Raw genomic sequence first — 23,423 nt, 5'->3', positions numbered from 1 at the left:
GCGGCTGCGGCATTGGTATTCACATCGGTCTATCTAAGCCCCTTGATTGACCCTGACGGAACCAATGCCGCCGCCGCGCAATCTCGCGGTGACCGTGGGGACAGAGACGGCCGGGGCGACCGCGGAGATCGAGGCGACCGAGGAGATCGAGGTGATCGCGGAGACCGGGGAGACAGAGGCGACCGGGGTGATCGCGGAGACCAGGGAGAGAGGAGCGATCGCGGCGACGACGGGGACGAGGACGGTCCTGAAGGTCAAGAAGATGATTCCGATGAAAGATCAGAGCAAAACAGCGCCCGCAACAACGATGATGATGACGATGAGAGCGACGAGGGGCGGGCCAAGGGCGCCGCAGAAAAGCCTCGTTCAGACGCTACCGAGGAATTGAATCGCCGACGCGGACAGTTTTCTGGCGATAGTGAACCCAGATCTGGACCACTTTCCGCTCAACAGGAACGCGAGGCGATTGCGAACGGCTGGCAATGAAGCTCTGTGGGAGGAGTTGTGCGCGCGTCAATCACCAAAGGCTGTTTGCGGGGTGCCGCATTCGGATTTCTCCTCGTTGCGATTGCTGGCTGCTCCGCAATGGCTTCCCGGGGTCTGGAAGAAAATGACCAGACCGGTTCCGCACCTATTTTAACTCCAGGTGACCGGATATTGGCGGAACAGAGTTTCCAAGACACTCTTGAAACAAAGACGGCCGGCCAGTCTTCAACCTGGCGGAATGATGCGACCGGGGTTGCCGGAACAGTGACACCAATCAAAACCTGGAAAACCCGAACTGGCACCTATTGCCGGAGTTACCGCGAGAAAGTGGTGCTGGCCACCGGGAAAAGCGACAGCACTACTGGAACGGCCTGCCGGACCTCAGCCGGGATATGGAAGCCGGCCTGACGCAAACCTTTAAGCTGCAGGCACACCCATAGCTGCCCGACGACCGCAAGCTGAAAGGTGTTTGCGGCCGTCTCAAGTGTTTCCCGTTGTGTTGAAGCTCAAATTACCTCATGCCCCGGTCAAACAATGGCACGCCGCGCCGCCGGAACGGGATGATCAGCAAGGCACCCGCAACAAGCCCCCCGATATGCGCGATCCAGGCGACCTGGCTGTCGGCGCTTACGGCAACGTTGAACACCTGGTAGAGCACCCAGGCGCCCAATACCCAGCGCGCGGTCAGACGTAAAGGGATCCGGCCCAAGGCAAGCACCCAAATTTTAACATTCGGATGCAGCATCAAATAGGCCGCTACGACACCTGAGACAGCTCCGGACGCGCCAACCAATGGAATGTCCGATGTCTGATCCAGAACGGCATACGTATATCCGCCGGCCGCCGCGCACAGAAGATAGAACACCAGATAGCGCAAATGCCCCATCGCATCTTCGACATTGTCTCCGAAGACCCACAGAAACAGCATGTTTCCAATGAGATGCATGAAACCTCCATGGAGGAATGCATAAGTGACAATCGAAAAGGTGTCCGGAAGCATCTGGAGCTGCGGCGACAGATCCCTCAGATCGAAAAAGACCGACGGAATAAGTCCATAGGAGTAGGAGGAACCGATCATCGCCTGTTCCTGGCCAGCGCCCTGCAGCACGAAATAGACAATAAAGTTCGCCGCGATCAGGCCAAGGTTCACGTATGGACGCGGAACATGTGTAAGCTTGTTGTGGTCATGTAGCGGAATGAACATCCAACCGGCCCCCGGGCGATTTCATATCACCTGTTTTTGCCCGGCACCCACAGGACATCATCCTCGCCCTTGTTGTTCAGATACCTTGAGGCAACAAAGAAATAATCCGATAACCGGTTCATGTACCGGCTTGCTGCCGGATTAATGTTCTCCCGCTGGGACAATTCGACGATCAGCCGCTCTGCCCGGCGCGAGACCGTTCTGGCAAGGTGGAGGTGGGCAGAGGCGGCGCTCCCACCCGGCAAAACGAAGGACCGGAGGGGCGACAAATCCGCGTTCAATTCGTCAATTGCGGCCTCAATCGCCTCAACCTGACCATCTGTAACGCGCAATGGCTCATAACCGAGGTCCTGGCCTGTTTCCGGCGTTGCCAAGTCCGCACCAAGATCGAAAAGGTCATTTTGGATCCGCCCGAGCACACCGTCAACGAGTGGCGCATTTTCAGCGGTTTGAAGACGTACGATCCCGACTATGGAGTTCGTCTCGTCCACGGTTCCATAGGCTTCAATGCGCAGATCGTGTTTGGGGCGCCGCTCACCGGATCCAAGCGCGGTTGTCCCGTCATCACCTGTTTTCGTGTAGATCTTGTTCAGAACGACCATCGCTTCGGCTCACCCCTGTTATTAATTGCCAGTGCCGAAGAAGTAGAGCCCGCCCATCACTAGGACAATGACCAAAAACTGTAAACCGACCCGCCAACGCATCAACATTTGCGATCGGTTGGAGGGGCCATTTCGAAACATGTTGATGAGACCGAGCGCCAATACGATTGCAACGGCGGCCATGCCGATTGGTATTAGGGTATTTACAAAACTCGCCATAGTCTTTTCCTTCAGATCGGCTCATATCTGCGTCCGTACCTTTGTGCCGGCCTCAGCAGTTTTATTCTTCGCTATCTGCCGCCCAAATGCAGAACCGGTCCAGCAAGCCGGTGGGAAGCACCCTTCTTGCCACAGCCATGACAGTGGTGGGAACCGTGACATGGTAACGCGCTTTCGGGCGCTTGGCCTCTACCGCATGTACCAGGCGCGACACGACAGATCCCGGCGGAAGCTTGAAAAACCCCGGTTCGCCAGATTCCATGCGGACACGGCGTTTTTCATACGTTGCTTTGTGTGGTGAACGCTTCAGCCCCTCATCACCGATCCAGCGATCGAAATTTTGCAGTGCGTTTTTGGTGAAGTCCGTATCGATTGGCCCCGGCTCTATCAGGGAAACATGAATGCCGGTGCCTTTCAGTTCCTGGCGCAAGGTGTCTGAGTAGGCTTCAAGTGCAAATTTGGACGCCGTATAGGCGCCCCGGTATTTCACCGAAACAAGGCCAAGCACCGAAGAACATTGCACGATCCGGCCTGAATGACGATCACGCATGGCCGGAATGAGCCGCTGTGTCAGATCATGCCAGCCAAGGAAATTCGCTTCAAAAAGCGCGCGCAGAGCAGCGACCGGAATATCCTCCAAGGCGCCCGGAACGGCATAGGCTCCATTGTTGAACACGGCATCGATGCGATTATCCGTCAGAGCAAGAACGGAATCGGCGGTCGCCTTGATACTTTCCGGGTCCTCATAGTCCAGGCGGAACGCTTCAAAGCCCTGATCGGTTAAACGGGCAACATCCTCGTCCCGCCGGGCCGTGGGAAAGACGCGCCAATTCCGGCCGCGCATCACACGGGCTGCTTCAGCGCCAATTCCTGATGAGCATCCTGTGATCAGGATACTTCTTTGTGCCGAAACAGCCGGCGACCGGTCATTCATTGATAACTAATCCGAAATTCCCAATCAAACCCGGCAAACAATCCATTGCCGGGCTCTCCCATCCCGCTTCTGTCTTATCAGATGGGTTCTCCAGAAAGCAATTTCGGAACTGGTCCGGCAAACCCCGATGCCTCTTTGATAAACTGGCTCTTCAGCTTTGGCATGCGGTCGACCAAGCCAAGCCCGAAATCCCGCACAGCCCGGATGACATCAATGTCATTTGAGAAGAGGCGGTTTAGGACATCCGTTACAACGCCCATCTGGAACGTGTCGAAACGGCGCCAGCGCTGGTAACGTTCCAGGATATCCATGCCACCAACATCCTGACCAAGCCGGCGGGCATCGACAAGCACCTCGGCCAGGGCCGCAACATCCTTGAAGCCCAGGTTCAAGCCTTGTCCCGCGATCGGATGAATGCCATGCGCCGCATCACCAACCAGCGCAAACCGTGGCTTCACGAATTCGCGCGCCAATTTGAGCCCCAGCGGATAGGCCCGCCTTGGGCCATCAATTTCCAGCGTTCCAAGGTGATGACCGAACCGGCGCTCCAGCTCCAGCTCGAAGGTAAAATCATCAGAGCGGACAAGCCGGTCGGCGTCGGCCGTCTTTTCAGTCCAGACTAGGGACGACCGGTTGCCGGGAAGGGGCAAAACGGCGAACGGGCCGGCGGGCAAGAAGTGCTCTTCTGCGCGGCCAAGATGCGGGCGCTCATGTTTCACTGTCGTGACAATTCCGGACTGGCCATAATCCCAGTCAACTGTCCGGATGCCCGCCAGGTCGCGCAGTTTTGACCGCACACCATCGGCAGCAACGAGCAAGCGGGTCCTCAGTTCAGATCCGTCCGCAAGAACAAGATCAACGTGATTTGAATGTGTCCGGAATGTCTCAGCCATACCGGGAGCGAAAAACACAACACCGAGTTTTTGTGCGGCTTCGTACAGCGCAGGCATCATCAACCCGTTCGGGACCATGTGGGCGAAGGGTTCGCCGTCTGTTGTTTCGCCATCGAAGGTCAGAAAGACCGGACGGACGGAATCCCGCAGCTTGCTGTCCGTCACGATCATCTCGTTGATCGGCTGCGCCTTTTCCTTCAGCGTGTCCCACACGCCAAGCTGCGACAGCATGCGCGATGCTGCGGCCGCAATTGCGGACGCCCGGGGATCTTTGTGCAGGTCATCCATAGGCTTGGGATCAATGATGGCACAGGACGCGGACGGATCTGCCGTTTTCAGGGCGACCGCGAGCGAAAGTCCGACATATCCTCCGCCTGCAATGACCACATCAAAGATATCCGGCTGTCCTTCTGGCTGCGCCATTATTCTTTCACTCCTCGTCCAGTTGTCTCGGGGGCATCTTGACTTTAACGTCAACAGCCGTTCAACAGATCACATGGGCCGCGGCCGACGCCGTGCAAATCACATGACCTCTTCATATCAAGGATCCTGCCGATGAACACGGCCATCGATACGCTTTTGCAAATTCTCGACCTGGAGCCGCTGGAACACAACCTGTTCCGTGGTCGCAGCCCACAAGTCGGCTGGCAGCGGGTGTTTGGAGGGCAGGTCATCGGCCAGGCACTGGTTGCAGCTTCACGAACCGTGATCGAGGATCGTCACGTGCACTCCCTGCACGGGTACTTTCTGCGCCCGGGCGATCCCGCGGTGCCGATCATCTATGAAGTCGACCGGATCCGCGATGGCGGCAGCTTCACAACCCGGCGCGTCGTCGCAATCCAGCATGGCGAAGCAATATTTTCCATGTCCGCGTCGTTTCAGATCCGCGAAGGAGGTCTGGAGCACCAGATCGCCATGCCAGAAGTGCCCGGCCCGGATACTTTGCCGAGCGAACAGGAGCTCAAGGACAAGTTTTTGTCCATGGCACCGGAAAACATCCGAAAATACTGGGAGCGGGAACGGCCAATTGAAATGCGGCCGGTCGACATGACCCACTATTTCTCCAAAAAGGCCCTGCCGCCGCAGCAATATGTCTGGGTTAGAGCATCAGGCCAGTTGCCGGAGGATGAACGGATCCATCAATGCGTCCTGGCTTATGCCTCCGACATGACCTTGCTCGACACATCCTTGTTTCCGCACGGCACATCCGTCTTCAGCCCCAAAATCCAGGCGGCGAGCCTCGATCATGCCATGTGGTTCCACCGGCCGTTTCGCGCCGATGAATGGCTGCTTTACGCAACCGATAGCACCTCGTCCTCCGGCGCACGCGGCATGAACCGCGGCCTGCTTTACGCCCAAGACGGCAGGCTGATCGCCTCGACCGCTCAGGAAGGGCTGATCCGGGTCCGCAAAAAGGATTAAAAGAGCCTCTTATCTGACCGGACTGGTAAAGCCTGTTATTGCCAACGGATTGTCGGTGAGCGCCTTGGGATCCGGTGTATCGGGTCTCAATGCACCGGAGAAGGCCTCGAACATTTTGCGCACGAAGCCCTCCGGCAGATCCTTGGTGATGAAAACCATCCGGGTGCTGTGATCATCGTCCGGCCAGGCTTCAAGGGTCGCCGGCGGGTGGAAAACATGTTGCACCCCGTGGATCACGACCGGCCGGTCCGGATCTTCTGCGATCTGGACGATCCCTTTGACCCGCAGCAGTTTCGGGCCATGCGCGGACCGCAGGAGATCCAGAAACATCTCAAGAGCGGAAGCGGATACGGGCCGGTCGGTGGACAAGGTAAATGCCCGGATCGCCTCACTATGCCGGTTCACGTCGTGGGCATGGCCGTGATCGCCGTGCCCGTGATGATGCCCATGAGGGTGGTGGTGATGGTGCCCCTCGCCATGGCCATGTCCGTGCGCATGATCATGAGTGTGACCGTGATCATGGTCCTGCCCGTCATAAGCTTCCGCGTTCAACCAGCCGGCGACGTCCGGGATTTTTGTGGCCGGATCGTAAAGGCCTGCATCAAAGAGCTTACCCGGAACGGCTTCACCGGCCTGGACATCAAGAACCCCTGCGCCCGGGTTCAGAGCCTTCAAGCGCTTTCGCAGCGTTTGAAAACTGGCGGTCTGCTCCGGCGTTGTTAAAAGGTCGGTTTTTGTGAGAACGATCCTGTCTGCAACAGCCGCTTGCTTGCGCGCTTCTTCATGCTCATCAAGCGTCTGAACGCCATTTACAGCGTCAACCAGCGTGACGACACTTTCGAGCCGGTATCGCATCACAAGATACGGGTGCAGCATGACTGTGTGCAGGATAGGCGCCGGATCCGCGAGACCGGTTGTCTCAATGACCACCCGGCTCAAACGTTCGGTGCGGCCATTGTCGAGGTGGCGCAACAGATTTTCCAGCGTGGTGACCAGATCGCCACGGATCGTGCAGCAGAGGCAGCCGGACGACAATTCCACTATGCCTTCGCCGGCTTGGCCAACAAACAGGTGGTCGAGGCCGATTTCGCCAAATTCGTTGATGATGACGGCCGTATCCGCCATGGCCGGATCGTTAAGTAGGCTGTTGAGCAGCGTCGTCTTCCCAGCCCCGAGGAACCCGGTCAAAACAGATAGCGGAATAGGTGGCTTGGGGCCCTTACGGGTTGCACCGGCACTTGAAGTCTTGGGGGCGGTCATGGATCAGCTTTTTGATGATTGCAGCTGATCCATCAATTAAGTGACTTCGCTTCGTTTGGAAACCCGGCCGGTCGGCAATATCGGTCAGCAAAGCGCGAAAGCGTGGCAAAACCGCTTGCTGGCCTAACCGGCGTTCAAGACATGAACTTCGCCGGTTTCAGAGGACTTTTTATCTTCGTTGTCCGATGCCCGGTCAGCCTCTTCTACCGAAAGATCCATAGGCGTCAGATCTTGCGCAAGGTCTTCTTCATCTGACGGAGCGTCTGCGTCGTTGTCGACCACAATTCGCACAGCCTGCGCCGCGCGGCGCAACGTGGCAATAACGTCCTCGACAGATCCGCCTTCTTCGAGTTGATCAGCAGAAATCTCTGCAAGGCTCGCAAGTGCGCGAATTGTGGCAGTAGATCTCGGTTCTATCATCATCCGATCTCTCGCTGTAAAAGTGTCAGCATTTCCTATGCCAGAAGTGACCCAAGGTGTGTCACGGCATTTTCCGGAAAGCACATACGCTCTTTGGAAAATTGCTGATAGAATTGTTAATGATTACAGTAAACAAACGGTTAAATGAAAAATTAACTTCCGTTAGAACAGATTACTAGAAAGTTAATCTATTGCTTTTTAGGGCTGGGATTTGGCACAGGAATCGTGAAATCGAGCCCTTTGCGAAAGATCGACCCTGGTGCCGCCTGACTGGTGTCCACGGCGGAGCCCGGACGCACGGCGGACGCCGCCGCTGGCCCAACCGGGGCCGCTTCAGCCGTTTGCTGTAGTTGCGTACGGATCTGGTATTCAGCCCGGCGGATCGGATTGGGATTCGGCAAGGGAATATCTTCTGCCGGAACTGCCGCAACAGATGGAGCAGAGGTCGGATTGCCGAGACCAACAGGCAGCGGACGGTATGCCACCCGGCGCGGACCAAGCGTCCGGTCCAGGATCTTCGCCCAATCCGGCTTGCCATTGGCCTTCGTGAAGCCACTTGAATCAACTTTCTTCGGGTCCGCGTCTTTGGCCTTGCCGAAAAAAAGGACACCGCCGCCGGAGGTCTGCTTTATGTCGTATTTCGCGACATATTCGGTCGAACTGAGCTTCTTGTTGCGGCGGCAGTATCCGTCGGCTGGCGGATTGCCGGAAGATCCACGCATTTGGGTCACGGATTTTCCGCCCCGTTTCCGAAATCCAGTGTCGAACAATTCGCGGGCAAAAGCCGTCCGCTCCAGACCGGAGGAGGCGCCCATGATAATCGCTATCAGTGTTCTGCCATTGCGCGTCACTGAGGCGGCGACATTGTACCCTGAGTTACAGATGTAGCCTGTCTTCATGCCATTCGCGCCCGGCACACGCAGCAAAAACTCCCGGTTCGCGGACCGGAGCGTTTTCTTCCCAAAGCGGATGCCGGGATGTTTGTAGAAATCGCGGGACTCGGGAAAGTCTTTCCGCAGGGCCATGGCTAGGATCGCCATGTCACGGGCGGTCGTAACCTGCCGGTTATCCGGCAATCCGTGGGGATTGGTGAAGCGTGTGTTGGTCATGCCAAGGCGGCGCGCTTCCGCATTCATCCTGTCGATGAAGGCGCCTTCCGAACCGGCAACCGCCTCACCAAGCGCGACAGACACGTCATTTGCCGATTTGATCATGATGATCTTCAGCGCTGTATCCACGGTGAACCGCGTTCCAACCTTGAAACCCATCTTGCTGGGCGGTTCGGCGGCAGAATTCTTGGATTGAACAACACCTGATGAAAGAGACAGGCGGCCTTCCCGAATCGCTTTGAAGGTCACATACGCGGTCATCATCTTGGTGAGAGAGGCCGGGTACCATTTGCGAGTGGCGTTTTTTTCATCAACCACGGCACCATTCCGCGCGTCTACCAGCACGTAGGTGCCTATTTCAGCGGTTGATGAACTCGCGGACCAGGCAAGAAGCAAAAAAGCGATGGCCAGCGTTGCCACTGGAAAACGGCCTGCTTGGCGTATTGTCACCGATATCCCCGCTTGTACCGCAATCACTAGAGACGGACCTGCCGAGCGGCCAGCCTGGCCACCCTTATCATTCCGCAGTTAAGAAAGCGGAACCTAATCGGATGAGCAACCCCTGTCGTCGAGAAGTTCCCTGACGATTTTAAAGGCAAAGGCTCAACAGTTAGGCATATGGAGCAAGTCGCTCCGAAATTCCGGCAATAATTCAGAATGTTAATCCTTGGCGCCTCGCTATTTGGCAAGCGATTTTGGAGTGGCGCGGCTCTTGCTAGAAGTATCAATGATCGAGATTGCGTCTTGCATCGGGACCGCCCGGCGTCGCAATCTGTTTAGGCGAGAACGATGGACATCGAACCAAGACGAATTGCGGGGCACATCCGGCGTGTATGATGCTGGTTTAACAACACTATCTGCGCCACGCCAAGCGGCGATGCAGCGGGTGAATGGCGTTGGACGTGTTGGTTTTGCCTATTCCAATGGACAAACGCGCCTATCCGATCTTTATCAATCAGGCGCTGCCAAAATCAGGCTTCCCAAGGTTTATGACCAAGCTGCAACCGCCGTTCTAATAAATACTGCAGGCGGCCTCACTGGTGGCGACCGGCTCTCTCTTTCCGCGAGGGTCGGCGCGGGTGCACACGCGATTGTGACCACCCAAACGGCAGAGCGCGCCTACCGCTCTCTCGGCACTTCCGCAGAAATGACGAGTACCTTGACCGTGGCTGACGGCGGGCTGCTCGAATGGCTGCCACAGGAAGCGATTCTCTTCGACCACTCCAACATCCAGCGGACAGTCCGTGCAGACCTGACCGGCAATGCAAGGCTTTTGATGTGCGAGGGTTTCGTACTCGGACGGGCCGCCATGGGAGAAACCTTGACCAAACTGACCTTCAAGGACAGCTGGCGAATCTCCCGGGACGGCCGGCTTGTTTTTGCCGATGACGTCAGGCTGGATGACGATCCAGCCGCGTCCATGCTCGGAAAAGCGACCGGCGGCGGCGGACTGGCAGTTGCCACAGTTCTCGATTGCCGGCTGGATGCCGAAGATCACATCGCTCATGCCAGAGCCAGTCTGGCACCTTGCGGAACTTCGGATGTTGCGGCCGCGGCAAGTGCCTGGAACGGGGTTTTGCTGGTGCGGATGGTCGGCCGGTCGGGCCATGCCTTGCGGAAAACACTGACGACTTTTTTAACCCATTACCGCGCGGCACAATTGCCGCGGGTCTGGTCCTGTTAAGCCCGGAGTAGATGGATAATGAATCTGACGCCGAGAGAAAAAGACAAGCTTTTGATTTCAATGGCCGCCATGGTTGCGCGCCGGCGCCTGGAACGCGGCGTGAAGCTGAACCACCCGGAGGCCATTGCATTGATAACGGATTTCGTTGTTGAAGGCGCACGGGACGGGCGCACGGTGGCGGACCTCATGGCAGCGGGCGCAAATGTTATTACGCGGGACCAGGTCATGGAGGGCGTTGCAGAAATGATCCACGATGTTCAGGTCGAGGCCACTTTTCCCGACGGCACCAAACTCGTGACTGTTCATGAACCAATCCGCTAAGAAGAGGAGCGCATGATGATCCCAGGTGAAATCTTTGCCGCGGACGGCGACATCGAACTCAATGCCGGATTGAAAACGCTCGATCTGGAAGTATCGAATACAGGCGATCGCCCGATCCAAGTTGGCAGCCACTATCACTTCGCCGAAACAAACCCTGGCCTTTCCTTCGACCGGGCAGCGGCAACCGGAATGAGGCTTGATATTCCAGCCGGAACAGCGGTCCGGTTTGAGCCCGGACAAAGCAGAACCGTCACGCTCGTGCCTTATCGCGGGAACCGGACCGTCTACGGCTTCAACCAGAAAGTCATGGGTGAATTGAAAGGATGAGCGCCATGCGCAGGTACCAATCGGCGATTTTGACGGCCTGTTTTCTTGGGGCCACCAGCCTATCCGTTCCGGCCGCAGCTCAACAGGATACCGACTGCAAAAGTCCCGTCACCCAATCAGACATGACCTATTGTTCGAAGCTAGACTGGGAAGCTGCGGACAAGGAACTGAATACAGCCTATGCAGCCGCGATGGCCTCCATGAAACAGACCGATAGCTACTTGTCCGACGATTTGAAGGGCGCAGCGGATGCCCTGCGGAACGCGCAACGGGCCTGGATACCCTACCGGGACAAAGCCTGTGACGCGTATGGCTTTTTGGCAAGAGGCGGAAGCATGGAGCCCATGCTTGTGTTCGATTGCCGGACAACCCTGACGCAGCAGCGCACCAAGGAACTTCAGGATCTTGCGAAGGGGCTTGGAAATTGACGATGCTCCAACGCCTTGCCGCACTAACATTCCTGATGGGCCTATACCACGGGTCCGCAGCAGCGCAGCAGGCAATTGATTGCGGCTACCCGCTCAATAACAACGAGCGCACCTATTGCGCGGAAGAAGCGCTGGAGCAGGCTGAAGAAGATCTCGGCTCTGCATACCAGCAGGCGCTTGTGGTCATGGCGCAGACCGATGAGACGCTGCCAGATCACTTGAAAGGCAGCGAGAATGCCCTCAAAGACGCACAAGACGCCTGGTTGGTGTTCCGGGACAAGGACTGCACGGCATATGCCAAACCGTTCCGGGCCGGCACACAAGGTCAGATGACCTTCCTTGGCTGCATGATTATCTCAACACAGCAACGTGCGGAACAACTGCTGGCCATGGCGGAAGACTATGGCGGGTGAATTGCCGTTTGATCGCAGATCGGAGACGTGAATGGCTTATAAAATGCCCCGGGCCGCCTATGCGGACATGTTCGGACCTACCACTGGCGACAGAGTGCGCCTCGCCGATACCGACCTGATGATAGAAGTCGAGAAGGACTTCACCACCTACGGCGAGGAAGTGAAGTTCGGCGGCGGCAAGGTGATCCGCGACGGCATGGGCCAAAGCCAGAACCCGCGCTCCGCAGGCGCCGTGGATACCGTCATCACCAACGCCCTGATCGTCGATCACTGGGGCATCGTCAAGGCCGATGTCGGCCTGAAAGACGGCCGTATTATCGGCATCGGCAAGGCAGGCAACCCGGATGTCCAGCCCGGTGTGGACATCATCGTCGGCCCAGGAACGGAAGCCATCGCCGGGGAAGGCAAGATCCTGACCGCAGGCGCTCTGGACGTTCATATCCACTTCATTTGCCCGCAGCAGATTGAAGAGGCCTTGACCTCGGGTGTCACCACCATGCTTGGCGGCGGAACGGGGCCGGCGACCGGAACAAATGCCACCACCTGCACACCCGGTCCTTGGCACATCACACGGATGCTTCAATCCGCAGACAGCTTTCCGATGAATCTGGCTTTCGCCGGCAAGGGCAACGCGTCTCTGCCGGCCGCGCTGGAGGAACAGGTCCTTGCGGGCGCGTCCGCCTTGAAGCTTCACGAGGACTGGGGCACCACCCCGGCTGCCATCGACACCTGCCTGTCCGTCGCGGACGAGTACGATATTCAGGTAATGATCCATACTGACACCTTGAACGAATCCGGATTTGTCGAGAACACGACGGCCGCGTTCAAGAACCGGACGATCCATGCCTTCCACACGGAAGGTGCAGGCGGCGGACACGCGCCCGATATCATCAAGGTCTGCGGTGAATTGAATGTTCTGCCGTCGTCCACAAATCCAACGCGGCCCTACACGGTAAACACACTTGAAGAGCATTTGGACATGCTGATGGTGTGCCACCATCTCGACGGGTCCATTCCTGAAGATGTTGCCTTTGCCGAAAGCCGCATCCGCAAAGAAACGATCGCGGCAGAAGATATCCTCCATGACATGGGAGCCTTCTCGATCATCGCATCTGACAGCCAAGCGATGGGCCGGGTCGGCGAAGTCATAATCCGCACGCTGCAAACCGCGCACAAGATGAAGGTTCAACGTGGCAAACTGAGCGAAGAAACGGGCGAAAACGATAACTTCCGCGTCAAACGCTACATGGCGAAAATCACGATCAATCCTGCGGTTGCCCATGGACTTGATGAGCATATTGGCTCGGTCGAAGTTGGAAAGCTTGCGGATCTTTGCCTTTGGGACCCCAAATTTTTCGGGGTAAAACCGGATATGGTTTTGAAACTCGGCACCATCGCCGCCGCCCCGATGGGCGATCCGAACGCTTCAATTCCCACCCCTCAACCGGTTCACTACCGCCCCATGTTCGGCGCGTTCGGCAAGGCTATGACCCACAGCCGGGTGACATTCGTCTCCAAGGCCGCCTATGACAACGGCGTCAAGGACAAGGCCGGTCTCGACAGTCTGGTTCTGCCGGTGAAAAACGTGCGCGGCGGCATCTCCAAGAAATCGATGGTGCTCAATGACGCGACGCCGGAAATCAACGTGCATCCGGAAACCTATGAAGTCCGGGCAAATGGGGAGTTGCTGACCTGCGAACCGGCGGAGGTCCTGCCCATGGCCCAGCGCTATTTTCTTTTTTAACGGCTGACCGGTAACGGCAACAAAGGCATCAAATGTACAAGATCATTGGTTTTCCGCAGACACGGGCTATGCGCGTTATGTGGCTGCTTGAAGAGCTCGGAGAACCTTACGAAATCGATCCGGCGCCGCCGCAATCCGACACCATCCGCGCGGTCAACCCGAGCGGAAAGGTTCCGGCACTCGTCGATGGCGATCTCACGGTTACCGAATCCATTGCGATCTGCACCTATCTTACCGACAAACATGGCAGGTTTACCTTTGCTGCCGGCACCCCGGAACGCGCCATACAGGACAGCTTTACGCAGTTTGCGGTCGATGTTCTGGAAGGCGCACTCTGGACCGCCGCCAAAAACACCTTTGTGAACCCGGAAGAGTTCCGCGCACCGGACGTCAAGAAGGCTTGCCGCTACGAATTTGCGCAAGGCTTGGAAACACTGTCCGCCCGGCTGGGGGATGGGCCATATGTGATGGGGGAAACATTCACGGTTCCCGACATCATAATCGGTCATTGCGCCGGTTGGGCCGTGGCCGCCAAGTTCGACCTGCCGCCCGACGGACCTGTTTACGACTACTTCAAACGCTTGCGGTCCCGTGACGGCTATAAGGCCATGACGGCCAAGGTGAAGGCCGCCCTATGATCCGGGTGTCAACCATTGTGCGGGCTGGAAACTGGACAGGTCCAGCAGCGGATTCAATCACGTTGGACCGCGAAGACCGTCATCGCCGGCGTGCGGTTTTGACAGCAATTGGAGGCCTGTCATTTCTTCTGGATCAGCCAAAAGCCGTCCACCTGCATCATGGGGACGGGCTGGTCCTTGAAGACGGGCGGATCGTTGAAGTGTTGGCCGAGCCGGAAGATCTGATCGAAATCAGAGCCGAAAATGCCGCCCATCTTGTCAAGATCGCTTGGCATCTTGGGAACCGGCACCTGCCGACCCAGCTGATGGGGGATAGGCTTCGGATCCGGCGGGATCACGTAATTGAAGACATGGTCGAAAAACTCGGTGGCACATTAACCGCTGTATCCGCTCCTTTCGACCCGGAAGGCGGCGCCTATGGCCACGGTCAGACCCATGGACACAGCCACGGTCATGGTCGCGGGCATGCACACCCTCATGACTGATTTTTTCCGCGTCAATGATGTTGGTGGCATCCTCGCCTTGAGCGGGCATCCACCCGCTTGCAGAGAAACTGCACCAAAAATTCACAAGTTGCGGCAACCAGATAGGCGAATGGATCCTGGCATAGAGGCCGGGAGCACAACCATGGAAAAGCTCGGCGAAGGGGCTTTGGAATGACCCAGCCGATCTCCCAATCCGCGCTCTACCGGCTGATGACGTTTCTCTCGCCCGCCTTTCCCGTGGGTGCCTTCACCTATTCCCATGGGCTGGAGCAGGCGATTGAGGCAGGAGATGTAACGGACATCCTGTCCTTTACGGATTGGCTACAGGACGTTCTGCAATTCGGGGCCGGGCGCACCGACGCCATTCTTTTGAAAGAAACACATGCGGCGTGCCATATCGGCGATGTGAAGCGGATCGAAGAGCTGCAGACGCTCGGGCTCGCAATGCAACCGTCCAAGGAACGGTATCTGGAAACAAGCGCCCAGGGTACAGCCTTCATTAATGCGGTCGCACAAAGCTGGGCGCCAGCCGATGGCAAGACCGCGGGGCGCACCTTTCTGGATATGACTGCAAAGTCTTCCGGACCCTGGCCCTATCCGGTGGCAGCAGGGCTTACCTGTGCTGCCCACGGGATACCGGTTTTACCGGCAACGACTGCATTTCTGCACGCATTTGCGGCCAACATTGTTTCAGCCGCAGTCAGAGCAGTTCCATTTGGTCAGAACCAGGGCCAAGGCGTTCTTGCAGAGTTGGAGCCGCTTGTATTTCAGATCGCTGACCGGGCTCAAACCTGTGGCCTCGACGATTTGGGAACCTCCACCTTTCTTGCAGATATCGCCTCAATGGCCCATGAAACCCAATATTCGAGGTTGTTTCGTTCATGACATCTCAAAACGGTCCCTTGCGCGTTGGTATCGGAGGTCCCGTTGGGGCTGGAAAAACCACGCTGACGGAAAAACTCTGCAAGGCGATGCGGGAGCGTTATTCCCTCGCGGTCATTACCAATGACATCTACACGAGCGAAGATGCTGAAGCTCTGATGCGAGCGCAGGCACTTACCAGTGATCGAATCCGCGGGGTGGAAACAGGCGGCTGCCCGCATACGGCGATCCGGGAAGATGCCTCGATCAACCTGGCAGCTGTTGATGATCTCACCCAGGCCTTTCCTGATCTCGATCTCATTTTGATTGAGTCCGGCGGTGACAATCTTGCAGCGACGTTTTCCCCGGAATTGGCAGACCTGACCGTTTATGTGATCGACGTGGCGGCCGGCGAAGAAATACCGCGCAAAGGCGGCCCCGGAATCACCCGTTCTGATCTGCTTGTGATCAACAAGACCGACCTTGCCCCGTATGTGGGCGCGGATCTTGATGTGATGGACCGGGACGCCAGGAAAATGCGCAAGGATAAACCGTTTGTTTTTGCCAATCTCAAAGCGGGTGAGGGCGCCGAATCTGTGGTAGACTTCGTCATCTCGAAGGGTGGGCTCTTTGCATAAATGGTGGCAAACAGACAGGAAGCCTGTGCGCAAAACAACGCACTCTGGTGTGATGCGGTTCTAAAAGCCGCCGGAGCAAAAACACACTTTCATTCGGCCTTCTGGAATGCCACCGGCAAAACACTTCCACTTTATCCAAACCTCGTGACCACCTCACCAAAAACAAGTGCGGACCTTGATGCTGCGCTGGCCAGACTACCGGTGAATGCCGCTGTAAAAGACAGTTTTGATACACTCGATCTGAGCCGCCAAGGTTTCAAGAAACTCTTTCAAGGAACCTGGCTCTTCCGGCCACCGGTTTCCGCAAAAAAGGCTTCCGCACCCCCTTGCTGGCACCAGATCACCCATGCCGAGAGCCTCAAAAAATGGCTCCACGAGTGGAACAGCAAGGAAGCCTTGCATTCGGTGTTCCCGAACCGTTTGCTGGAGGACAGCACCGTCAGTTTTGCCGCCATCCATAAAGACAGCGTGCTAAAGGCAGGCGCCGTCTTCAATTCCGGCCCAAGCATCGAGGGCAAGGACATACTTGGCATATCAAATCTGTTTTACAGAAAAAGCTGGCGGTACAGTGCCTTACACGATCTGATGGAGCCGTTTCCACATAAGGCGATTTGCTGCTACGAGACCGACCCGGATATCTTGCCGGTCTACAGCCAATTGGGTTTCGAGCCATGCGGCACATTGACGGTGTGGCTGAGAACCTCACAGCCAAGCAGCACCGAAACAGGTTGATCTTTGCAGCGTCCCGTCGCACCTTCGCCAAAAACGCGGAGGGGAGTGGACCCAGCCATGATGTTCGATGGCATTAATATGATCGCGGTGGCAGCGGCTGCCGTTGCGTCCTTTATGTTTGGCGCTGCCTGGTACGGTGTTTTAGGCAAGGCCTGGATGAAGGCTGCCAATCTAACCGAGGACCAGACAAAGCCAAGCACGGGCATAATGATCCTGGCATTCGTATGCCAGTTTGTGATGGCCTTTATTTTTGCCGGTATTGTCTACCATACAGGCGAAACCTCCGTCAGGACCGGACTCATTTCGGCTGGCATGGTTTGGGTTGGCATCGTCATGACCACCCAAATCATCAACCACCGCTTCCAGGGTCAGTCCTGGATGCTGACCGCCATTGACGGCGGCCATTGGCTCGGCGTACTGGCCATTCAGGGTGTGGTCTTGGGGCTGGTCAGCTGACGCAAACGTAATTCTCTACGTATTTGAACGCATTAGACCAATGGCTCGCCGACTAAAGGACTAACTCGAGGTTCTGGACGGTACGGAGTGCCGTAAGCATAATGCCAACAGCAAAAATGGACGCGGGCGAGCGGAGGATAAGCGCGCCGTGGACAAAATTGTGCTCTCTGGGAGGTTTTCACATGTCCGAATCTGTCTTTCCCGTTCCGGCGGATGTTGCTGCACGGGCGCATGTCGATAATGCAAAATACCTTGAAATGTATCAGCGGTCGGTCGACGATCCGGATGGCTTTTGGGGAGAGCACGGAAAACGCGTCGACTGGATCAAGCCGTTTACCAAGGTCAAGAACACCTCCTACGACTATCACAATGTATCCATCAAGTGGTTCGAAGACGGTACACTGAACGTCTCTGCAAACTGCATTGACCGGCACCTGGAAAAGCGCGGTGACCAGCCGGCCATCATCTGGGAGGGCGATGATCCAAGCGAACATAAGGTCATCACCTACAAGGATCTGCACCATGAAGTAAACAAGTTCGCCAATGTTCTGCATACACAGGGCGTCAAAAAAGGCGACCGGGTCACGATCTATCTCCCGATGATACCGGAGGCAGCCTATGCCATGCTCGCCTGTGCGAGGATCGGCGCCATTCATTACATCGTGTTTGGCGGCTTTTCACCTGACAGTCTCGCCCAGCGCATCGAAAGCTGCAAAAGCAACTGCGTAATCACGGCCGATGAGGGCCTGCGCGGCGGACGGAAAGTGCCTCTCAAACTCAATGTCGACAAGGCCGCGGAAAAAGCGCCGGTCGGTAGTGTGATCGTCGTCAAACGCACCGGCGGCGACATCTCCATGCAAGAAGGCCGGGACGTTTGGTATCACGAAGAAGCCGACCGCGTATCTGACCATTGCGCACCGGTAGAAATGAATGCGGAAGACCCGCTGTTCATTCTCTACACGTCCGGATCGACAGGTCAGCCAAAAGGTGTTGTGCATACCACAGGCGGATATCTCGTCTATGCGTCCATGACCCATCAGTATGTTTTCGATTACCACGAAGGTGACATCTACTGGTGTACGGCAGATGTCGGCTGGGTTACAGGGCACAGCTACATTGTCTACGGCCCCCTTGCGAACGGGGCGACCACGTTGATGTTTGAAGGTGTGCCAACCTATCCCGATGCCAGCCGGTTCTGGCAGGTTTGTGAGAAGCATAAGGTCAACATCTTCTACACGGCCCCGACGGCGATCCGTGCCCTTATGGGTGCAGGAGATGACTTCGTCAACAAGGCCGATCTGTCCTCCCTGCGCCTTCTTGGCTCTGTCGGCGAGCCAATCAATCCGGAAGCTTGGACATGGTATTACAATGTCGTTGGCAAGCAGAACTGTCCGATTGTTGACACCTGGTGGCAGACGGAAACCGGCGGCATCCTGATCACGCCGTTACCGGGCGCGACCGAGCTGAAGCCCGGCTCCGCAACCCGTCCTTTCTTCGGCGTGCAGCCTGCTGTGGTCGACGCGGAAGGCAAGTTCCTCGACGGGGCGACGGAAGGCAATCTTGTCATCACCGACAGCTGGCCGGGTCAAATGCGGACGGTTTATGGTGATCATGACCGCTTCGTGCAAACTTACTTCGCCACCTATAAGGGCCTCTATTTCACCGGGGACGGCTGCCGCCGCGACGGAGATGGCTACTACTGGATCACCGGCCGGGTGGATGACGTTATCAACGTCTCCGGGCACCGGATGGGGACCGCCGAAGTTGAAAGCGCGCTGGTGGCGCATGCAAAGGTCTCGGAAGCTGCTGTCGTTGGGTATCCGCACGATATCAAGGGGCAGGGCATCTATGCCTATGTCACGCTGATGGAAGGCGAAGAACCAACGGATGAGTTAAAGAAGGAACTCGTCAAACATGTCCGGGCGGAGATCGGCCCCATCGCCTCGCCGGACCTGATCCAGTTCTCACCTGGCCTCCCGAAGACGCGATCTGGCAAAATTATGCGCCGCATCCTGCGCAAGATCGCCGAAGATAGTTTCGACAATCTGGGCGATACATCAACACTTGCAGACCCGGCCGTCGTTGATGACCTCATCGACAACCGCCAGAACCGGGCCTAATCAAAACAGTTATTGCGAACAAAAAGCCCGCCAACTGGCGGGCTTTTATTTATTTATATCCATAAATTCTATTGTGATAAGTATATTTGTTGTATCTTTTTCGCGATATTTGAAAACGCCTGCTTCAGTCCTTCGGAAGAACTTGCTTGATAGTAGCTTCCGTCGCTAGCGCAATATTGCATGTTAAGACCGCCGGTAGAGGAATTGTTGCTGCCAAAATAAACACCGAAAATCTGTATACCTGCATCCTTCATGGCATCGCAGTATTCTCTATGTCGAGAAGATGGATCGTCATCGTAACCGCTTCCAGATGAAACATCGTCCCAATAGTAATTACTGGGATCAAGGTCACTAACTACATCTTTACACCTATATTTCCATTTCCCTTTTTTATTCTGCTTCCATCCGCATTCTTCTTCGGTCTCGGTCTTAATCAACTCGAAAGTCCGGTTGTTGTCGCCATCCGTCATCATGATTGCAAATTTAAGAACGTTTTCATCATCATATGAAGCCGGTTCACTGTCGGACGGCCACAGGTTTTTGTAGTTTGGCGAAAGACTGTTCCAGCCCCAGATCGCACCGGTATGACCCGAGGTAGTCCCTGAAGCTTCCAGATCGGCAATCGCCGGTATCAAAAGATCTCGATCATTTGTAAGTGGAATAAGGACCGAATCCGAGGCGCAAGATCCGCCGTTCCCGTAGAAGGTCTCCATCGGTGGTGGGTTTGTTTCATTGTAGTAGGCATAACTAAGGTCTGTGTACTTTACTTCCCAAACTTCGGAGCCATCGTCATAATCCTCGCGTTCGGTAACGCAATCAGAGCTATCGCCATACCCATGTGCCCCCCCTTTTACGTCATCCGCATAGGTTCCGAGGTTGACACCAGCGCTGTAGGGAATGAGTGATATTCGAACTTTTGCGGTCGACGGATCTTGGTCTTCGGGCAGAAGAATGTTGACCACATCGGTAGACGCTTCCCGGAGTGTCACCATGTCGCCGCTCATGGATCCTGTGACATCGACAATAAGTGCCAATTCAACGTCAAATCTAGAATAAGTGACTTCAGCATCGCTGCCAAAGCTGAACCCATCCACGGCATCATAACCGAGCTTACTAATATCTACGAACGGTTCATTAAGGCTGGCGTTTGAGTCTACAGAAATTGTCCCGTTGTCTGAATCAACTGTGAAGGTCAAATGCGCAATAGCTTCGTCCAGGAAGTCTTCGCCCGCCAAATTGGCCCTCAGAGAATTCTCAAGGGCCGTTCTAATTTGCGCATCAGACATCACGGACACTGACAGTTCAGATGCCACAGACAAAGCAGCCGCATCGATCGCATACGCCAGTTTTTCCCGGGCCGTAATTGACCGTGACAAATCAACTGCGAAACCCATTAGTAGAAAAATAAAAGCGACACAGATCGCAAAGGCCGGAAGCACCGCCCCTCGAGCATCCTTGCCGAACCGATTAATTAGATTTCGCAGAGTTACGCGCGAGTTTGCCATGACTGCCTCTTGGTTGTCAGTCATAGCTACTACAGAAATGTACTTAAACCCTTAAGGGCAGACTAAAAGTTTGCTTAATTTTACGTTAATTTTGAATGAAAAAGTCGAGCTTTCGAGAACAAGCTTGCCTCACGGCTCCAGTTCCGTATCCCAGTAGAGGAAATCCAGCCAGCTTTCATGAAGGTAGTTTGGCGGAAAACCGCGCCCGTTGTTATGCAGGTCCTGGATCGTCGGCTGAAATGGCATGTGCATCGGCCACATGTTCAGCTGTTCACAAGACTTGTTCGATTTTCTGAGATTACAGGGAGAGCATGCGGTGATTACGTTGTCCCAGGTCGTCAGGCCCCCTTTGGAGCGCGGGACCAGATGATCGAAAGTCAGTTCATCTTTGGAACCGCAGTACTGGCACTGAAACTTGTCACGGAGGAATACGTTGAAGCGGGTAAAGGCAGGATAGCGGCTTGGTTTGACGAAGGTTTTGAGCGATACGACGCTTGGCAATCGGAACTCGAAGCTCGGACTTCGAACCGCTGTATCGTACTCAGAGACGATATTGACCCTGTCCAGAAAGACCGCCTTGATCGTGTCCTGCCACGACCAAAGGGACAAAGGATAGTAACTCAAAGGCCGGTAATCCGCATTGAGCACCAACGCCGGATGGGCTCCCGACGAAACCGCTATCGTCACCTTCCACTCCTCACGCCTAGTCCGTTTGTCCGCTGTCCGGTCAAACGGACAGCGAAGTATGTCCTGATGTGACAGGAGTATTGTAGTGCTGAGGTGACAGTCTTGTGAAGCCCGGTTAATTCATTTCTTCTGGTATGTATCGGAGCCCGTTTTCAATGGACCGGAAAACTTTAACAGCGTGAATCATTTAGCAAATTAGAAGTGTTTCCGTCCGGAGCGAAAAATTTAAGAGGGATAAGAAAAAAGGCGCCTTGCGGCGCCCTTTAGAAGCTTTCCATCACAGCCGGCGAATCAATTGACGGTCCAGTCCCTGATGTCGACGAAATGACCGGCAATTGCCGCAGCGGCCGCCATGGCGGGGGACACAAGATGGGTCCGCCCCTTGTGGCCCTGACGCCCCTCGAAGTTCCGGTTGGAAGTCGACGCACACCGCTCCCCAGGCGCCAGCTTGTCGGCATTCATCGCAAGGCACATAGAGCAACCCGGCTCGCGCCACTCGAAACCGGCGTTCTTGAAGATAACATCAAGACCTTCTTCTTCCGCCTGTTCCTTCACAATACCTGATCCCGGTACCACCATCGCGCTCACATGGGATGCAACCTTGTGATTGCCGATGACCGCAGCCGCGGCGCGCAAATCTTCAATGCGGCCATTGGTGCAAGAGCCAATAAAAGCGCGGTCAATCTTGATGTCGGTGATCTTTGTTCCGGGCTGGAGACCCATATAGTCCAGCGCCCGTTTTTTGGATTCGCGCCGGTTTTCATCGTCAATTTCGCTGGGATCCGGCACAACGCCTTCGACTGATACGACGTCTTCCGGAGACGAGCCCCAGGAGACGATCGGCGGGAGATTGGCCGCATCAAGCTCAACCACCTTATCGAAATACGCATCAGGATCGGTGTGCAGTGTTTTCCAGTATTCCAGTGCCATGTCCCAGGCTTCGCCTTTCGGCGCTTTAGGGCGGCCTTTGATGTACTCAAAGGTTGTTTCGTCCGGAGCGATCAAACCGGCCCGCGCACCGCCTTCGATAGACATGTTGCATACGGTCATCCTGCCTTCCATCGACAGCGAGCGAATGGCCTCACCAGCATATTCAATCACATAGCCCGTGCCGCCAGCCGTCCCGATCTTACCGATAATCGCAAGAACAATGTCTTTTGCGGTTACTCCAGCCGGAATCTTGCCCTCAACCTTGACCAGCATGTTCTTTGCTTTTTTCTGGATCAGGGTCTGAGTTGCGAGAACGTGTTCGACTTCCGAGGTCCCGATCCCATGAGCCAAAGATCCGAATGCACCATGTGTCGATGTGTGGCTATCGCCGCACACGATAGTCATGCCCGGGAGCGTAAAGCCTTGCTCGGGTCCGACGATGTGCACAACACCCTGGCGCAGGTCGAGCTCAGAGTAATACTCGACACCAAACTCTGCAGCATTCTTAGCCAGTGTAGCCACCTGAAGCGCAGATTCAGGATCGTCAATACCGTGCCGCCGGTCTGTCGTCGGGACGTTGTGATCAACAACCGCCAGTGTCTTCTGAGGTTGGCGTACCTTCCGGCCAGCCATGCGCAATCCCTCGAAGGCCTGAGGGCTCGTGACCTCGTGCACAAGATGCCGGTCGATATAAAGCAGGCCGGTTCCGTCCGGCTGCATGTCGACGGCGTGATCGTCCCAGATTTTATCGTAAAGCGTCCGTGCTTTGGCCATGCGTCTCTCCTCATTCCTTCTGGCCGGCAATCCATTGAAGTTACCGGCCGTCAGTCCTTCTCCGCCTATTTTTTACCGGCAAACAAAGACCAAAAACTGTCACGCTAGTGAATGACAAAGGTCCGGGCCAA

Annotated in this window: 27 protein-coding genes; 16 read left to right on the top strand and 11 right to left on the bottom strand. The window is 55.9% G+C overall.

Annotated features, from left to right (window positions below):
• Positions 1–64: 64 nt before the first annotated feature.
• Together E1180_RS22395 and E1180_RS22180 are read left to right on the top strand one after the other, a co-directional pair.
• Positions 65–388 (top strand): hypothetical protein, encoded by a 324-nt coding sequence (locus tag E1180_RS22395; RefSeq protein ID WP_155190500.1) that lies wholly within the window; start codon positions 65–67, stop codon positions 386–388.
• A 116-nt stretch (positions 389–504) separates the two neighbouring features.
• The gene (locus E1180_RS22180; RefSeq protein WP_208996986.1) at positions 505–894 is read left to right on the top strand and encodes an RT0821/Lpp0805 family surface protein; all 390 of its coding nucleotides are present in this window, start codon (positions 505–507) and stop codon (positions 892–894) included.
• Positions 895–997: 103 nt separating this feature from the next.
• Here E1180_RS22180 and E1180_RS07260 read toward each other — a convergent pair whose 3' ends face one another.
• The 5 genes from E1180_RS07260 to E1180_RS07240 form a co-directional block, all read right to left on the bottom strand.
• Complete coding sequence (locus E1180_RS07260) at positions 998–1,690, bottom strand: rhomboid family intramembrane serine protease (protein WP_155190499.1); 693 nt, start codon at positions 1,688–1,690, stop codon at positions 998–1,000.
• Positions 1,691–1,716: 26 nt separating this feature from the next.
• Complete coding sequence (locus E1180_RS07255; RefSeq protein WP_155190498.1) at positions 1,717–2,292, bottom strand: cob(I)yrinic acid a,c-diamide adenosyltransferase; 576 nt, start codon at positions 2,290–2,292, stop codon at positions 1,717–1,719.
• A gap of 21 nt (positions 2,293–2,313) precedes the next feature.
• The gene (locus E1180_RS07250) at positions 2,314–2,511 is read right to left on the bottom strand and encodes a twin transmembrane helix small protein (RefSeq protein ID WP_155190497.1); all 198 of its coding nucleotides are present in this window, start codon (positions 2,509–2,511) and stop codon (positions 2,314–2,316) included.
• A gap of 61 nt (positions 2,512–2,572) precedes the next feature.
• Positions 2,573–3,445: an SDR family oxidoreductase gene (locus tag E1180_RS07245; protein ID WP_155190496.1), complete on the bottom strand. Its 873-nt coding sequence runs from the start codon at positions 3,443–3,445 to the stop codon at positions 2,573–2,575.
• A gap of 77 nt (positions 3,446–3,522) precedes the next feature.
• A complete protein-coding gene (locus E1180_RS07240) occupies positions 3,523–4,761 on the bottom strand; it encodes a ubiquinone biosynthesis hydroxylase (protein WP_155190495.1) in 1,239 nt (412 codons plus the stop codon).
• Positions 4,762–4,893: 132 nt separating this feature from the next.
• Here E1180_RS07240 and tesB point away from each other — a divergent pair, with 132 nt between their 5' ends.
• On the top strand, positions 4,894–5,760 hold the full coding sequence (gene tesB, locus E1180_RS07235) for an acyl-CoA thioesterase II (RefSeq protein WP_155190494.1): 867 nt from the start codon (positions 4,894–4,896) through the stop codon (positions 5,758–5,760).
• Between the two features lie 9 nt (positions 5,761–5,769).
• Here the strand turns inward: tesB and E1180_RS07230 are convergent, their stop codons facing one another.
• The 3 genes from E1180_RS07230 to E1180_RS07220 all read right to left on the bottom strand — a co-directional run bounded on the left by E1180_RS07230 (position 5,770) and on the right by E1180_RS07220 (position 8,999).
• Positions 5,770–7,020: a CobW family GTP-binding protein gene (locus E1180_RS07230; RefSeq protein ID WP_155190493.1), complete on the bottom strand. Its 1,251-nt coding sequence runs from the start codon at positions 7,018–7,020 to the stop codon at positions 5,770–5,772.
• Between the two features lie 123 nt (positions 7,021–7,143).
• A complete protein-coding gene (locus E1180_RS07225; protein WP_208996985.1) occupies positions 7,144–7,443 on the bottom strand; it encodes a hypothetical protein in 300 nt (99 codons plus the stop codon).
• 185 nt (positions 7,444–7,628) lie between these two features.
• The gene (locus E1180_RS07220) at positions 7,629–8,999 is read right to left on the bottom strand and encodes a D-alanyl-D-alanine carboxypeptidase family protein (protein ID WP_208996984.1); all 1,371 of its coding nucleotides are present in this window, start codon (positions 8,997–8,999) and stop codon (positions 7,629–7,631) included.
• Positions 9,000–9,426: 427 nt separating this feature from the next.
• On the opposite strand from E1180_RS07220, the gene E1180_RS07215 reads away from it, so the two are divergent.
• The 13 genes from E1180_RS07215 to acs all read left to right on the top strand — a co-directional run bounded on the left by E1180_RS07215 (position 9,427) and on the right by acs (position 19,396).
• Entirely contained in the window at positions 9,427–10,233 is an 807-nt protein-coding gene (locus tag E1180_RS07215) for an urease accessory protein UreD (protein WP_244313988.1), read from the top strand.
• A gap of 18 nt (positions 10,234–10,251) precedes the next feature.
• Positions 10,252–10,554 (top strand): urease subunit gamma, encoded by a 303-nt coding sequence (locus E1180_RS07210; protein ID WP_155190491.1) that lies wholly within the window; start codon positions 10,252–10,254, stop codon positions 10,552–10,554.
• Positions 10,555–10,569: 15 nt separating this feature from the next.
• On the top strand, positions 10,570–10,881 hold the full coding sequence (locus E1180_RS07205) for an urease subunit beta (protein ID WP_155190518.1): 312 nt from the start codon (positions 10,570–10,572) through the stop codon (positions 10,879–10,881).
• A gap of 5 nt (positions 10,882–10,886) precedes the next feature.
• Positions 10,887–11,309 (top strand): lysozyme inhibitor LprI family protein, encoded by a 423-nt coding sequence (locus E1180_RS07200; protein WP_155190490.1) that lies wholly within the window; start codon positions 10,887–10,889, stop codon positions 11,307–11,309.
• A gap of 2 nt (positions 11,310–11,311) precedes the next feature.
• On the top strand, positions 11,312–11,722 hold the full coding sequence (locus E1180_RS07195; RefSeq protein WP_155190489.1) for a lysozyme inhibitor LprI family protein: 411 nt from the start codon (positions 11,312–11,314) through the stop codon (positions 11,720–11,722).
• Positions 11,723–11,753: 31 nt separating this feature from the next.
• Entirely contained in the window at positions 11,754–13,466 is a 1,713-nt protein-coding gene (gene ureC / locus E1180_RS07190; protein WP_155190488.1) for an urease subunit alpha, read from the top strand.
• Between the two features lie 32 nt (positions 13,467–13,498).
• The gene (locus E1180_RS07185; RefSeq protein ID WP_155190487.1) at positions 13,499–14,104 is read left to right on the top strand and encodes a glutathione S-transferase family protein; all 606 of its coding nucleotides are present in this window, start codon (positions 13,499–13,501) and stop codon (positions 14,102–14,104) included.
• The gene (locus E1180_RS07180; protein ID WP_155190486.1) at positions 14,101–14,589 is read left to right on the top strand and encodes an urease accessory protein UreE; all 489 of its coding nucleotides are present in this window, start codon (positions 14,101–14,103) and stop codon (positions 14,587–14,589) included. The genes E1180_RS07185 and E1180_RS07180 overlap by 4 nt, the downstream gene beginning before the upstream one ends.
• 171 nt (positions 14,590–14,760) lie before the next feature.
• On the top strand, positions 14,761–15,474 hold the full coding sequence (locus tag E1180_RS07175) for an urease accessory protein UreF (protein WP_155190485.1): 714 nt from the start codon (positions 14,761–14,763) through the stop codon (positions 15,472–15,474).
• Entirely contained in the window at positions 15,471–16,088 is a 618-nt protein-coding gene (gene ureG, locus E1180_RS07170) for an urease accessory protein UreG (protein ID WP_155190484.1), read from the top strand. The genes E1180_RS07175 and ureG overlap by 4 nt, the downstream gene beginning before the upstream one ends.
• On the top strand, positions 16,089–16,820 hold the full coding sequence (locus tag E1180_RS07165) for a hypothetical protein (protein WP_155190483.1): 732 nt from the start codon (positions 16,089–16,091) through the stop codon (positions 16,818–16,820).
• 57 nt (positions 16,821–16,877) lie between these two features.
• Positions 16,878–17,276 carry a DUF1761 domain-containing protein gene (locus tag E1180_RS07160; RefSeq protein WP_196220554.1) on the top strand — a complete coding sequence of 133 codons (399 nt, stop codon included), beginning with the start codon at positions 16,878–16,880 and terminating at the stop codon, positions 17,274–17,276.
• Positions 17,277–17,458: 182 nt separating this feature from the next.
• Positions 17,459–19,396 carry an acetate--CoA ligase gene (gene acs, locus E1180_RS07155; RefSeq protein WP_155190482.1) on the top strand — a complete coding sequence of 646 codons (1,938 nt, stop codon included), beginning with the start codon at positions 17,459–17,461 and terminating at the stop codon, positions 19,394–19,396.
• Between the two features lie 68 nt (positions 19,397–19,464).
• Here acs and E1180_RS07150 read toward each other — a convergent pair whose 3' ends face one another.
• From E1180_RS07150 to leuC, 3 genes are all read right to left on the bottom strand, one after another.
• Positions 19,465–20,901, bottom strand: coding sequence for a TadE/TadG family type IV pilus assembly protein (locus E1180_RS07150; RefSeq protein WP_155190481.1), 1,437 nt, complete (start codon positions 20,899–20,901; stop codon positions 19,465–19,467).
• 129 nt (positions 20,902–21,030) lie between these two features.
• Positions 21,031–21,588, bottom strand: coding sequence for an HNH endonuclease (locus E1180_RS07145; RefSeq protein WP_283404582.1), 558 nt, complete (start codon positions 21,586–21,588; stop codon positions 21,031–21,033).
• A gap of 291 nt (positions 21,589–21,879) precedes the next feature.
• Complete coding sequence (gene leuC / locus E1180_RS07140; RefSeq protein ID WP_155190480.1) at positions 21,880–23,292, bottom strand: 3-isopropylmalate dehydratase large subunit; 1,413 nt, start codon at positions 23,290–23,292, stop codon at positions 21,880–21,882.
• Positions 23,293–23,423: the final 131 nt, after the last annotated feature.

The sequence above is a fragment of the Roseibium denhamense genome, from assembly GCF_009711415.1.
Lineage (GTDB): Bacteria > Pseudomonadota > Alphaproteobacteria > Rhizobiales > Stappiaceae > Roseibium > Roseibium denhamense.
The sequence above is the reverse complement of the archived record's forward strand: the minus strand, read 5'-3'. Positions and strand labels throughout refer to the sequence as shown.